Source organism: Streptomyces aureoversilis (assembly GCF_042657885.1).
Classification (GTDB): Bacteria; Actinomycetota; Actinomycetes; order Streptomycetales; family Streptomycetaceae; genus Streptomyces; species Streptomyces aureoversilis.
Map to the genome: position 1 here is coordinate 58,398 of NZ_JBHSKJ010000022.1, position 12,096 is coordinate 70,493.

General features: G+C 71.6%; 12 protein-coding genes. 2 read left to right on the forward strand and 10 right to left on the reverse strand.

Features of this window, described 5'->3' with window-relative positions:
* The first annotated feature begins 33 nt into the window (after nt 1-33).
* Complete coding sequence (locus tag ACFPP6_RS30165) at nt 34-426, forward strand: hypothetical protein (protein ID WP_382049107.1); 393 nt, start codon at nt 34-36, stop codon at nt 424-426.
* A gap of 665 nt (nt 427-1,091) precedes the next feature.
* Here ACFPP6_RS30165 and ACFPP6_RS30170 read toward each other — a convergent pair.
* Nucleotides 1,092-1,214, reverse strand: coding sequence for a hypothetical protein (locus tag ACFPP6_RS30170; RefSeq protein ID WP_382049110.1), 123 nt, complete (start codon nt 1,212-1,214; stop codon nt 1,092-1,094).
* A 364-nt stretch (nt 1,215-1,578) separates the two neighbouring features.
* Between ACFPP6_RS30170 and ACFPP6_RS30175 the strand changes: the two genes are divergently transcribed.
* The gene (locus tag ACFPP6_RS30175) at nt 1,579-2,463 is read left to right on the forward strand and encodes a hypothetical protein (RefSeq protein WP_382049113.1); all 885 of its coding nucleotides are present in this window, start codon (nt 1,579-1,581) and stop codon (nt 2,461-2,463) included.
* A gap of 203 nt (nt 2,464-2,666) precedes the next feature.
* Here the strand turns inward: ACFPP6_RS30175 and ACFPP6_RS30180 are convergent, their stop codons facing one another.
* From ACFPP6_RS30180 to ACFPP6_RS30220, 9 genes are read right to left on the reverse strand one after another with little or no spacing between them, the layout of a single operon-like run.
* Entirely contained in the window at nt 2,667-6,323 is a 3,657-nt protein-coding gene (locus tag ACFPP6_RS30180; RefSeq protein WP_382049116.1) for a LysM peptidoglycan-binding domain-containing protein, read from the reverse strand.
* A gap of 2 nt (nt 6,324-6,325) precedes the next feature.
* The gene (locus tag ACFPP6_RS30185) at nt 6,326-6,772 is read right to left on the reverse strand and encodes a pilus assembly protein TadG-related protein (protein WP_382049119.1); all 447 of its coding nucleotides are present in this window, start codon (nt 6,770-6,772) and stop codon (nt 6,326-6,328) included.
* 13 nt (nt 6,773-6,785) lie between these two features.
* Nucleotides 6,786-7,238 carry a TadE/TadG family type IV pilus assembly protein gene (locus ACFPP6_RS30190; protein ID WP_382049121.1) on the reverse strand — a complete coding sequence of 151 codons (453 nt, stop codon included), beginning with the start codon at nt 7,236-7,238 and terminating at the stop codon, nt 6,786-6,788.
* Nucleotides 7,235-7,648 (reverse strand): TadE family protein, encoded by a 414-nt coding sequence (locus tag ACFPP6_RS30195; protein WP_382049123.1) that lies wholly within the window; start codon nt 7,646-7,648, stop codon nt 7,235-7,237. Before ACFPP6_RS30195 ends, ACFPP6_RS30190 begins: the two co-directional genes overlap by 4 nt.
* Nucleotides 7,645-7,845, reverse strand: coding sequence for a hypothetical protein (locus ACFPP6_RS30200; RefSeq protein WP_382049125.1), 201 nt, complete (start codon nt 7,843-7,845; stop codon nt 7,645-7,647). The genes ACFPP6_RS30195 and ACFPP6_RS30200 overlap by 4 nt, the downstream gene beginning before the upstream one ends.
* Nucleotides 7,846-7,874: 29 nt before the next feature.
* Nucleotides 7,875-8,774: a type II secretion system F family protein gene (locus tag ACFPP6_RS30205; RefSeq protein WP_382049128.1), complete on the reverse strand. Its 900-nt coding sequence runs from the start codon at nt 8,772-8,774 to the stop codon at nt 7,875-7,877.
* On the reverse strand, nt 8,771-9,700 hold the full coding sequence (locus ACFPP6_RS30210; RefSeq protein WP_382049131.1) for a type II secretion system F family protein: 930 nt from the start codon (nt 9,698-9,700) through the stop codon (nt 8,771-8,773). The genes ACFPP6_RS30205 and ACFPP6_RS30210 overlap by 4 nt, the downstream gene beginning before the upstream one ends.
* On the reverse strand, nt 9,697-11,277 hold the full coding sequence (locus ACFPP6_RS30215) for a CpaF family protein (RefSeq protein WP_382049133.1): 1,581 nt from the start codon (nt 11,275-11,277) through the stop codon (nt 9,697-9,699). Before ACFPP6_RS30215 ends, ACFPP6_RS30210 begins: the two co-directional genes overlap by 4 nt.
* A gap of 11 nt (nt 11,278-11,288) precedes the next feature.
* Nucleotides 11,289-12,095: a hypothetical protein gene (locus ACFPP6_RS30220; RefSeq protein ID WP_382049135.1), complete on the reverse strand. Its 807-nt coding sequence runs from the start codon at nt 12,093-12,095 to the stop codon at nt 11,289-11,291.
* Nucleotide 12,096: the final 1 nt, after the last annotated feature.

Genomic DNA, 12,096 nt, shown 5'->3' on the forward strand with positions numbered 1-12,096 from the left:
CGCGCTAGAGATCACCGAAGGGGAGGGGCCGTGATGAGCATGGAGCCTGGGCAGGAGTCGAGGAGCGGCAGTAGGCCGGCCATCGGCACCATGTACGCCCACGGAGGTGCCCCGCGGCCGGACTACGCGAACGAGTCCCTCGTCTTCATCTACCGGTGGATCCGGCGCTCCGAGGGCAAGGACCCGGCGTTCGGGGCCCAGGTCCTGGAGCAGATGGCCGCCGGCCTCCAGGACTACGCAGAGCAGCGCGGCGTGCGGCTCGTCGGCGATCCTGGCTTCGGCTTCCCGGACCCCAACAGATTGCCTGCCCACGTTCAGGAGTCCCTCCGTCCCGTCCTGGTCGCCCAGGAACCCAGCGTATGGCGCCGGTTCTTCGGCATGGTGCTAGTCCGGGCCTGGCAGGGCACCGGGCCGCTCGACCGATGACACAGGCCGTACAGGTCAGCGCGCGGCCGGCTGGCATGACCTACTTCCGTGAACTGGCCCGCCACCGGCAACCCTCCACACCCGACTCGCCGCAGACGCCATCACGCCGAGCCGACAGTGCTGGACTGCCCTCGCCGACGCAGGTGGCCGGGATCTGTTCCATCCCCGGCGCCGTGGCCGTGCTCGGACCGCGCCCCGCTGGCCCGGCCAGCTCCCTCACTGGCCGATGACCACCGGATCCATCGCCCCGGTGGAGGCGCACCCGCGGTGTTCCTGTACTGCAAGCACCGGCTATTCCTGCGCTGGTGCGTGGCTCGCTGAGGCAGTGCGAGGCCAGTGCTGCGCCTGAGAGAGCTCCTCCCACTGCGCGTCCAGGCGGCCTGGCACTATCCGTCCCGCAGCCGCCCAGTAGGCCGCCAACGATTCGAAGATGGGCTCCATGCCCTGCGCGGAGCCGACGCCGGGTGATGGAGTGGCCGTCACACGGACTACAACGCCGGCGACAGTCGTGACGTCACCTGGCACTCGTGATCCGCTCGGGGCCATAGACGCGGCGCCGGAGTGCTGGCGGGCCGCGGACGGCGAGGGCCTGGGCGAGGACGGTCTTGTCGGCGCCGGTGATACTCACCGGGCAGCCGACTCGCGACGACTCCGACGGCGTTGGGTCAGGCCTGCGACTGGCTGGAGGAGCTGACCAACTGGTTGCCGCCGATGGCGTTGGTCGCGGAGGCCGGCGGGCTCCTGGGCGCGAGCGGTCCTTGCGTGCTGTCGCTCGTGTGCTTCCCCACCCCGGAGAAAATGACCTCAGAGTACGAAATCGCCTGGCTGGGCATGGCGGAGCTGACGCTTTCGGCGCAGCCATCGCCGGACTCGGTAGAGAGGGCCGGCGCAGATCACGATGACTTCGTAAGCCCCGTTGTCGACAGTGCGAAATCCGGACCACTCTAGAGTGCACCGGAGCGGAACGTTCATCAGCTGGCAGAACGGCCTCATGCGTTCCACTTCCTCGGGGTGTGAGTAGTCGGGACGAACTACTCCACTGGGCCGTTCCGACGGAGCATCGCGCCATGAGGCAAAGAGATCATTCAACTGCCAGGTAAGAACGACGGTGTCTGGCCGCGGGTACCGGAGATCCCCGACGACGCCACGCGGGTGCTGCTCACCGATCCGGACGGCCACACGGCCATTGCCCTGGACGCGGAAACCGCCCGGCGAACGCTGGAGGAGTCCCCTCGCTACCTCCTGGGCACGGTCACGGCGCACACCGGGGACCTGCCGCTGGCCAGCGTGGAGCTGAACCGAACCGTGCGAAGCGTCATCGTGTGGGAGGACGGCCTCGCGGTCAAGGGGCTCCTGCTGCCTCCGGCTCACACCTCCACTGAGGAGCTCCAGAAACCGTGGGAGCTGCGGAACTACGTGACTCCGGAAGAGGAAGCCCTCCACCGGGCCCGCAGGGAGTGGGTGGCCGCGCTGCCGCGTCGGTACGAGGCCACCGAGCGCCTCCTACGGACCGTCGTGGACGCAGTGAACTTCCCCGCACTGAACCCTGAGGTGTGGGCGGGGTGGGTCGACGCGACGTCGGTGGACAGCGAGCTGGCCGACAGCCGGCAGACCGCCCGTGCCCTGGAGGCCGACACCATCCTGCGCCGCGAGCTGTCCATGACCCGGCACACCGTCCACGCCGATGGGGAACACCACGTGTGGGTGATCGTGGAGGCCCTCCGGTTCGAGGGCGCTCCCACGCTGTACTCGTCGAAGCACTGGGTGTACGGGCACGAGGCGCAGGCCCGCGACCGGCTGGAGGAGCTGACCGACGGGTTGCCGCCGATGGTGATGGTCGCGGAGGCCGCCGGCCTCCTGGGCACGACGCGCGACGCCCTCGCACAGGCCATCGCCCGCGCGAAGCGGAACCCGGCGGCCTACAGCGCGCGGCCCCGGCTGCCGATCCCGCTGACGCTGGACCGCACCGACTGGTACGACCCGAGGGATCTGACGGCATGGTGGCAGGGGCGTCCCGGCCGGGGCCGGCGGAGCTGACCCGGCTCCTGCGGTCTCCTCGTCGCTGGGCTGCCGAGGCGGGTAACGAGGAGGAGTGGCCGTCCCCCTGGCGGTGACCACCGACCCACCAGACCGGCGACGTAGCCGAGGCGTTCGCGCGTGGCGAGCGGTAGCGCGAAGGCCGCGGCTTCGCGGTGCGGGTGCGGAAGGTGGGACGCATCACTGCGCCCCACCACCGGACATCACGCAGAGGCGACCCGGTTCGCGTCCATCAGCGCGTTGATCAGCGCGATCGTCTCTGGGGAGGAATCGACGCCGGTCTCGGCGGCGATGCGCGCGAGCTGGTGCGCGATGCGTTCCATTCCGACGCGGTCGCCGGTTTCGCTGTAGAGGGCGAACATGTCGCGGTAGAGGATCTCGGAGCTGGGGTCGCAGGTCAGGCCGCGCGTTGCCGCGGAGGCGGCGGCGCGGAAGTCGCGGGCGGCGAGCCGGCGCTCGAAGAGCTCGTGGGCGACGTCGACGCCCGCGGAGATCATCTCCTGGATGTCGTGCTCGGCCCAGACGTAGCGGGACTGGTCGATGTCGCTGAACGGCCTGCCGCGGACCAGGGCCAGGGCTTGCGCGAGCGCGATGTCGGCCTCGGTCCCGGTGTCGTGCATGCCGTGCCGGTAGAGATTCTGGAAGGCGTGCCAGTCGCTGGTGACCTGGTCGTTGAACCGGTAGATGCCTTCCTTGATCGGTGGGAGGTACTGGGCCTGCGGGTCGTCGGCCGGCAGTAGGGGATCCCGGCCGAGCCAGGTGCGCAGCTTGCTGATGTAGGCGTTGCGGCTGCCGGCACTGGTGCGCAGGCCGGGCCAGATCGCCTCGTCGAGTTCCTGGCGGACCTGTCCGGGGTGAAGGACGAGCCAGGCGGCGATCTCGGTGAGGACGTGGCGGCGGCTGGCTTCGAGTTTGCCGAGCGTGCCGACGATGTCGACCGGGCCGAGGACCCGGATCTGCGGTGCGGCGGGCGGGTCCGGCGGCGTGTTGAGCGCGGCGAGGACGTTGGAGCTGACGGCCGTGATCCGCGGGGCCTGCGCAGCCGCAGGAGCGGGCTCCTCGTCGGCCGGCTGGGGAACGACCGCCGGTGCCAGGACGGGGGAGGTGGTCTCGGGCTCGCCGAGGGTTGCCGGCGCCAGCGCCGAGGCCTCCTCGTCGAGCTCCTGCGCCGGCGCGGATGCCTGCGGCTCGAGTGCCGCGGCGTCCGCGTCGGCCGGCTCGGCGCGTTCGGCGCTCTCCTGGAGAACCTCGTGGAGTGCGGTATCGAAGTCCGCGCCCGCACTCGCCTCGTCGCGGGCCGTCTCCTCCACGGCCGCTTCCACGGACTCCGCCTCGTGCGGCGCGGGGGCAGGGGCGAGCTCGTCGGCTGGCGGCGCGTCGGTACCCGAGACGGCCGGTGCCAGCGCGCTGTCGCCGTCATCCTCGGAAGGGCCGGCGGGCACCGGCGCGGGGACGGAGATGGCGGAGATGCCGCTCGTCTCCACGGTGCGCACGGTGACCGCGACCTTCTTGGTGAGCTCCGGCCCGGCCGGTGCCGCGGCAGGCTCCTCGGCGTGGGGCGGGTTGGTCCAGGCCGGTGCCGGGACGTCGTCGGTGCGCTGGGAGGTGGCCAGCAGCTGGACGAGCGGCGCGTAGGCGTCGTCGTGCAGGCGCTGCACGGTGACCGTCAGGTCCAAGCCCGGCAGCTGGATGGGGCCGGTGGGGCCCAGGGGCAGGGTCCAGGCGCCGGGCAGGGCGAGCGTGTCGGCGGCCGCGGTGACCACGGCGACGGCGGTGCGAGGCCGGGAGGAGAGCAGGTCGGCCAGGACGGACGCGTCCTGCTCGGCCGGCGCGGTGGTAGCCAAGAGGATCTTGGGGGTCCAGCTGTCGCCGCCGTCGGCCGCAAGGCGCGCCTGGTGGAGGCTGTCGAGCTCGCCCTCGGCCAGGGCGCTGCGCTGGAAGGCGTCGTGGGCCTGCATCTCGGGCAGGGCCTCGGCCAGAGTGGCGTGGTGCTCGATGCGGGTGGGGTAGAGGGGCTCGAGCTCGGCGCCGGTGCCGGAGAGCAGCAGCGAGGTGTCGTCGGCGAGCTGACCGGAGGCCAGTTCGACGGCGATGGCGCGGATGACGGCGCGGACGTCGTCGTCGCTGCCGTGAAGGCGCAGGACGCCGGCGGCTTCGAGGTTGATCAGGACGGGCTCGCCGGTCTCGGTGGCGCCGATGCTGACCAGGGCCGGGTAGGGGGCGGTGATGTCGCGTGCGTCGTCGTCGCCGAGGAGGTCGTTGGTGCGGGCAGGGCACCACCAGCGGTCGGGGTGCTCCTCGTGCTGGGTGAAGGGGGCCAGCGGCGGGACCGGGGCGGACAGGTGAAGTTCGATGCCGGTGGTGGCCACGCGCACGGCGTCGATCTCGGGCAGCGGCCGCTTGTACTGGGAGCAGTTGGCGGCCAGGGTGCGCAGGGCGCGGTCCAGCAGGGCGAGGCTGGGCTCGTCGGAGACGGCGCGCAGCTGGGTCTCCAGCTGGTCGACGGCGCCGTTGCGCTCGGGCATGGGGATGCGGCGCTTGTGCCGGCGGCGGCGCTGCTGGAGCGCGCGGCGGGTGCCGAGCCCGGCCAGGACGGCGGCGGCGAACAGGCTGGTGGCTGCCGCGATGGTGGTGACCGAGACGGGGGCGTCTTCGCTCTGGCCGGCCGCGGGGGCGGCCGGGGCTTGCGAAGGGGCGTCGGCCGGCGGGGCCTTGGGGGTCTCGGGCGCGGGTGTGGTGTGCTCGCCGCCGGAAGCGGGGGCCGGGGTGTGCGTCGGCTTCTCCTTCTCGGGGCTGGCGCTGGGCGCCTTCGAACCGTCGGGCGCCGGGCTCTGGTGCTGGCCTCCGTCCGGGGCGGGGCGGGGGGTGTTCTCGGGCGCGGGCTTGTCGTGCTGGGCGCCCGGGGCCGGGGTGGTCTTGGCCGGGAGCTTCAGCTGCCAGTCCGGGTAGATCTCGTTCGGGTCGGTCAGGACACGGCCGTCGCTCTGCTTCGTGCCCTGGTTCAGTCGGGCGATTTCCTGGTAGGCGCCCGCGTCGCCGAGCTCGTCCTGGGCGATGGAGGACAGGGACTCGCCCTCCTTGACGGTGTGTGTGGCCGGCGTGGCCGCAGGGGCGCCGGACCGCGCGCCGTCGAGCTGGGTCCGCGCACCGCCCGCCTCCGCGGGGGCCGGAGTGGCAGCGGGTTTGGCATCGGCCGGCAGGCGCAGCGTCCAGCCGGGCTGGAGGAAGGCGGTGTCCGCGGTGATCACGGTGCCGTCGGCCTGCGGGACGCCTTCGTTGGCCGTGACGATGTCGTGCCAGCGCGTGCCCGAGCCCAGGCGCTGCTCGGCGATCTCCCACAGCGACTCGCCCTGCTTCACCTCGTGGACCGGACCCGTGTAGGGGGCGGCCTTCGTGGCCGGGGCGGAGTGCGCGGTGGCGGCCGCAGCGGGAGTGCCGGTGGTCTGCGGGGCGGTCACGGCGACGCTGGCAGCGGTGGCCGGGGTGGTGGCGGCGAACGCGGCGGAGGTGGGCAGGAGCAGGATGATGCCGCCGACGAGGGTACCGGCCAGGCGCTGAGTGCCGCCCAGGACCTTGATGCGGGGGGCGCTGCGGTGGCGCAGGGCGGAGAAGAGCTCCAGGAGCACCGACGCGGCGAAGCTCAGGTAGCCGTACCAGCCGATGAGGGTGATGGCCCCCAGGAACAGCTGCCCGTCGTCCGGGCTGGTCAGCGCGGTGGTGACGTCGTCGAGGGAGGGCACGTGGTGCGGCAGGACGCCGACCTGGAGCAGGAGGTACGGAACGAGGACCAGCAGTGCGACGAGCACTGCGAGGCATATCAGGCCGCGTAGGAACGCGGCCGGCTTGGAACGTTGTTTCATCGTCATCCCCGGTAGACCAGATCGGCGCTGCCCCGGCCGGTGACGGACCAGCCCCCGCCGGGCAGGAACTTGGGAGTGTAGGTCTCGTCGACGGTGACCTTCAGTGCCGCCCCGTCGTCGCTGACCGAGACGGTGCCGCTGGCGCCCGCGGCGGCGAGGTAGGAACGCGCGGCGGCTACGGCGGCGTTGCGGTCCACCGTGATGCCCTGCCCGCTGATCGCTTTGCCGGCGTCGATGGCCTGGCCGCCGGCCCGGGCTGCTTCCTGTGCCACCCCTTCGGCGTGGCTGAGCGTGCGCAGTTTGCCGCCGCCGTCGATGACGAGTGCGGCGATGGCGAACAGGCCGACGATCGTGACTAGGACGAACAGGGACATGGCGCCGTCGTCGCGCCGGGCGGCGGTGAGTACGCCCCGCAGGCGGGACGGCACGGGGGAGCGGGCGGCGGTCATAGGGTCCCTGGTCTCAGTTTCGCTGGCGGTAGGTATCAATCGGGCTGGTGAAGTTGGCGGTGAGCGTCTTGCTCCCGGGCAGCCCCGGCATTCCGATGTCGGACAGGCGTACGGTGCAGCTGACGGTCGCGGTGGTGACGGACGGGTCGCCCAGGCGGGCGGCGAAGCCGGCCGTGGAGATGCTGACCGTCACGGAGGTGCAGGGCAGGCCCTGATGGCTCAGGACGTCCTGGGCAACGCGCTCTCCGGCCGCGCTTCCGGCGCCGCCGCTGCGTTCGAGCGAGGCGGCGCGGGAGGCGTTGCGGGCGGCGGTGTCCACCACGTTCCCGGCGGCCTGTATCCGCCCGAAGGCGATGATCAGGCACACGACCAGGATCAGCAGTGGTAGCAGGATCATTGCCTCGAGCGAGAGGGCGCCGTCGTCGCGGCGGGCCCGGGCGCGCAGTCGGCTCAGGTAGGTGGTCACGGGGTGGTGATCCGTTCGGTCGCGGCCTCGGCGTGCTGGCTGATGGGCAGCGTCAGCCCGGGCACGACGGTGGCGACGTGCCCGGTGACCTCGATCCTCACTGTCTGGCCCCGGCTGCCGCTGACGTGCGCGCCGGAGATGCTCCCGCCCGCCCGTTCCAGGAAGCTCCGCGCTTCCGAGGTGCCGGTGCCGATGCTGGCGCCGCGGACGCGTGCCCGCTCCACCCCCTGCTGGGCGGCGGCCAACGCGACATTGCGCGCGTGCCACCACAGACCCACGTGAACGGCGAACAGGATCAGTAGCAGAACGGCCGGGAACACGATCATGAGTTCGAGGCTGAGCGCGCCACGGTCCCGCTCCCTAGCCGCGCTGGCCAGGGAGCGGGACCAGCGGCGCAGCGCCGGTCTCACTTGATGGCGTCCTTCTTCTCGTTGACCTTGGCCAGGAGCACCGCGGCCGCGATACCGGCGATGACGACGAGGGCTCCGACGAGGATCATCGCCTCGATGCTCATCCCCCCGCGGTCCTCCTCACGGGCCTGCTTCAGACGCGCCATCACGTCCTGGGCGCGCACCGAAAGCACCGACCAGATCGGGTCGTTGAACATGGATTTACCTCACTTCAGGTGGGTTTGGGTTAGCTGGCCATGATGCGCGTGAGCGCGGGATAACCGATGTAAGCGGTCATGATCACGACCAGGACGGACACCGGCATGATCATCCGCTCGGAGGCGTCGTTCGCCTTGGCCTTGGCCGCGGTGAGCAGAGCCCCGGACAGCGAGCGGGCCTGCGCGCCGAGGGTCTCGCCGACCGCCGCGCCTTCCTCGCCGGCGATCGAGATGATGTCCGCCGGTGCGCCGAGCTCGGGGACATCCAGCTCGATCGAGAGCCGCTTGAGGCCCTCCCACGGGCTGATGCCCTCCAGCTCGGCGCGGGTGATCGCATCGCGGATCTTGGTGAAGACCCAGCCCTCGCCAACCTCGGCCGCGCGCTTGAGGGCCTGGGTGGGGGCGGCGTCCGCAGCCCGCTCCAGCTGGACCAGACGCAGGTAGGCCTTGATGGCGTGCCGGAAATCCGCCCGCACCTCGGTGGCGCGCTGCTTGGCGTGCACGTCCGGCACGAACCAGAACAACAAGGCCATGACCAGGCCGGCGGCCGCAGGTACGGGAAGCGGCAGCGGGTAGCCGGCCAGCGCGGCCAGGGAAACCCCGATCGTAGGCAGCAGCAGACCGTACAGCGCGAGCGCCACCTTCATGCCCACGTGCTTGGTGGGGGTGCGGCCGATCAGCTCGAGCTCCTGGCGCGGCAGGCGCAACGTTCCTTCGCCGGCCGAGCGCAGCAGGGCGGCGCCCACGCGCTCGAGTCCGGTGGCCGGGGTCCCGTCGGTGCGCACGGGCTGGAGATTCTCCAGCCGGGAGGCGTCCATGCGGGCCAGGACGTCGCCGACGTCCGGCCGGCCGGGCCGCAGGCCCCGGTAGACGATGACCAGGCCGAGGCCGACGGCGGCGCCGCCGATGATGGCGTACGGGGAGATCACCGGGCCGCCTCCTTCTCCGTGGGGGTGCGGTCCGCCGAGGAGAGGAACCGCGGCGAGGGCTCGATCACGGCCATGCGGCGCATCCAGATCTTGACCAGCACGAAGGCGATGCCCAGGCCGATGAGCATCAACTGCCCGACCGGGGTGGTGTAGGGCTCCACGTACGCCCCGGACAGCATCGACACCGCGAAGATCACCAGGCAGAAGATCGTCACCCAGCGGTCATTTGTCCTCGGCTTCTGGCGGTCGGCCTCCACGTCGCGGCGGGAGAGGACTTCCTGGGCGAGCGCTGCGGCGAGGTCGTTCAGGGCCCGGCCGAGACCGGCACCGCGGTCCTCGACGTGCAGGATCAGCAGCGCGGCGACCTCGTCGCAGATCGCGTCGTCCATCTCGTCGGCGAACGCCCGGTAGGCGTCCTGCGGCAGCCATCCGGCCTGGAGACGCGAGACGAGGCGGGTGACTTCACCGGCGATCGGCTTGGGCACGGTCTGCAAACTGCGCTGGATGCTCTGCTCCAGGCTCACGCCCACCGTGTGGATGTCCGACAGGCGGCGCACCCACTCCTCGACGGCCTCCAGGCGCGCGATCTGCTCCTTGGCGCCGGAGCCGGGGTTGAGCAGCCACGGCAGCCCGACCACGATGACCGCGGTCACCAGACCGCCCATCGGCCACGAGCTGAACAGCCACACCGCGAGCCCCAGCACCACGGCGCCGCCCAGACGCGTACTGCGCTTCGCCCACCAGGCGGCCGGCTGCGCCGCGTTGGGGCCCAGGCCGAGGGAGGCGCGCAGGCGCTGCTCGATGCGGCTTCGGCGCCGGGGCGGACCCGGTGCCCAGCCGACGCCGCCGGCCACGGCCATGAACAGCCCCGCGACCACCATGACGGCGGCCACGGCCGCGATCAGGGACGAGAAGGTGAGCGTCATACCGGCATCACCGTGTTCAGCCGCTCCGTCCACGCGCCCCACGGCTGCATCAGCAGGCTCCGGTCGAAGCCGACGCGCTCGATGTCGGCGAGGTAGGCGGGGCTGGGCATCATCTGCGGGACGGCCCGCGGTTCGCGGTGGCCGTCCTGTTCACGGGGCTCGAAGATCATCTGGTGGGAGGGGCGCCCGTTCTCGCCGATCCCGGTGATTTCCATGACGTGGCTGACGAACCGGTGTTTGCGGCCGGGCTTCCCGCTGGAGTCCACGAGCTCGGTCTCGTCGACCAGGCGGATGAAGACGACCAGGTCCACCGCCTGTGCGATCAGACGGAGCGCCAGCTGCTCGGACATGCCGATGCCCGCCTCCAGGCACAGCGTGGTCAGACGCTCGATGCTCAGTGCCGCGCTGCGGGCGTGCAAGGTGCACATGGACCCGCCTTCGCCCTCGTTCATCGCGTGGAGCATCGGGACGACTTCCTTGGAGCGGACCTCGCCGACGATGATGCGGCGCAGCGACATACGCAGCAGCTGCGGGAAGAGGTCGCTGAGCGTCAGCTCGCCCATCAGCCGGCCGTCCGGGCCGCGCTCGCCGTTGGACTCGCGCCCTTCGTAGGCCACGACCTCCGGGCCGTCGGGGTCCTCGTGCAGGTAGAGCTCGTACTCGCTCTCGAGGGTGCCGACCCGCTCGGTCCGCGGGATCTCGCGTGCGGCAGCGCGCAGCAGGGACGTTTTTCCCACGCCCTGGGAGCCGACGATGATGATGTTCTTGCGGGCCTTGACGGAGGCTTTGATGAACGCGGCGAGGGTGGAGTCGATCGATCCGAGCTTCACGAGGTCGTCCAGGCCCTGGCCGCGGGTGCGGTGGCGGCGGATGACGATCTGCGGCCGCGGCGTGATCCCGTACGAGGCTGCGAGACGGGAACCGTCCGCCAGCCTCATGTTCAGGTTCGGGGTCGCCGGGGTCAGCGCGCGCTCGCCCTGGCCGCCCATCCGCGCGATGTGGTTGATCAGCCGCACGAGCTCGGCGTCGCTGGGGGCGATCGGCTCCCACATCTGCGACGGCCTGTCCGAGTAGTCGACGCGGACCTTGTCGCCGTTGATCAAAATGTTCTCGACGTTCGGGTCGTCGAGCAGCGGTTGCAGGCGGCCGGCGCGGAAAAGCTCGTCATAGACGGCTCGGCGCAGGGTGCCCTCCTGCTCGGCGGTCAGCGGTGGCTGTCCCGTCGCGGCGTATTTGATCGCCCATTCGCTGACCGTCTTGCTGATGATCGTGATGCCATGCTGGCGGCGGTCCGCGTCGCTCATCGTGCCGTCGGCGGCCGCAGCCTGGCTGACCTTCAGGCTCGCCTGGTGCCGCAACTCGGCGATGACCTCGTAGGGCACCGGCAACGTGCTGAAGTACCCGCCGGCCGCCGGGGCCTTCGCGGTCTCCGCGACAGCCGGGGCCACGGGAGCCGGCACCGCGGCCGGGGAAGCCGATCCGGGCACGGACGTACGGCTGCTGAGCGCCTGCGCGAACGCGGCGTCCAGGGACGACGCGGGGTCGGGCAGGCCAGGGCCCGCCGTGTTCACAGTCATGGTTCCTTCCTTCAGCCCTGGACCGGTGCGGGCCGCGCGAGCTGGATGCGCCGCCGGGTGACGATCTCGTTGAGCCGGTCATGGGCCGACCGCGCCGACCGCAGCAGGCTGCGCCCGGACTTCCTAAAAGCTCCGTGGGTGAGCACATCCGCGGTGTCGGGATCCCACTCCAGCGCCGCATACGCCGGAACCCGGAGCCCCTGCTGGATCTGGGTCGAGGTCAGCGAACCCTCCTCCACGATCAGCAGCCCGAGAGCATCCGCGCCGGTCCCGTTGTGCGCGAGCTCCTCCCGCAGCACCCGCGCGGCCGGCGCCGCCGAGACCACCGACGCCTGCGTCGAGCGCACCACGAGCAGAACCACGTCCGCAGCCCGCAGCAACGGCGCCGGATAGACCGAGGTGCTCAGCCGCGTCTCGGACTGGGACACGACCCGCCCGGCGTCGATGATGACGTCGTAGCCGTGCCCGTCCATGACAGCGATCAGCTCGGCGATCGCATCCCACGTACGGGCCATCGAGGGGGCCTGCGCCGGGTCGGGCAGACCCGGCAGCAGCATGCGCTGACCGCTGTGCGCCTGGTCCAGGGAGACCCAGTGGTGGCGGAACTCCTGTGCGAGGGTGCCCTGCCGGTCGGCGGCGGCCAGGCGGTGCAGCCCGACCTGGGCGGTGCCCTCACCTTGCAGGTAGCCGGCCCGGATCGTGCCGCCGGCCGGGTCGGCCTCGATCAGCAGCGACGGACGGGGCGAGGACAGCGTCAGTGCCAGGGCGGAGCAGGTCACACCACTGGACTTTCCGGATGCCAGAGCGATAACGGCCATG

What these genes read in the sequence shown, in the direction of transcription:
- ACFPP6_RS30165 (WP_382049107.1), top strand. Translation starts at nt 34, where the DNA reads ATGAGCATGGAGCCTGGGCAGGAGTCGAGGAGCGGCAGTAGGCCGGCC.
- ACFPP6_RS30180 (WP_382049116.1), bottom strand. Translation starts at nt 6,323, where the DNA reads ATGAAACAACGTTCCAAGCCGGCCGCGTTCCTACGCGGCCTGATATGC.
- ACFPP6_RS30185 (WP_382049119.1), bottom strand. Translation starts at nt 6,772, where the DNA reads ATGACCGCCGCCCGCTCCCCCGTGCCGTCCCGCCTGCGGGGCGTACTC.
- ACFPP6_RS30200 (WP_382049125.1), bottom strand. Translation starts at nt 7,845, where the DNA reads ATGTTCAACGACCCGATCTGGTCGGTGCTTTCGGTGCGCGCCCAGGAC.
- ACFPP6_RS30210 (WP_382049131.1), bottom strand. Translation starts at nt 9,700, where the DNA reads ATGACGCTCACCTTCTCGTCCCTGATCGCGGCCGTGGCCGCCGTCATG.
- ACFPP6_RS30215 (WP_382049133.1), bottom strand. Translation starts at nt 11,277, where the DNA reads ATGACTGTGAACACGGCGGGCCCTGGCCTGCCCGACCCCGCGTCGTCC.
- ACFPP6_RS30220 (WP_382049135.1), bottom strand. Translation starts at nt 12,095, where the DNA reads ATGGCCGTTATCGCTCTGGCATCCGGAAAGTCCAGTGGTGTGACCTGC.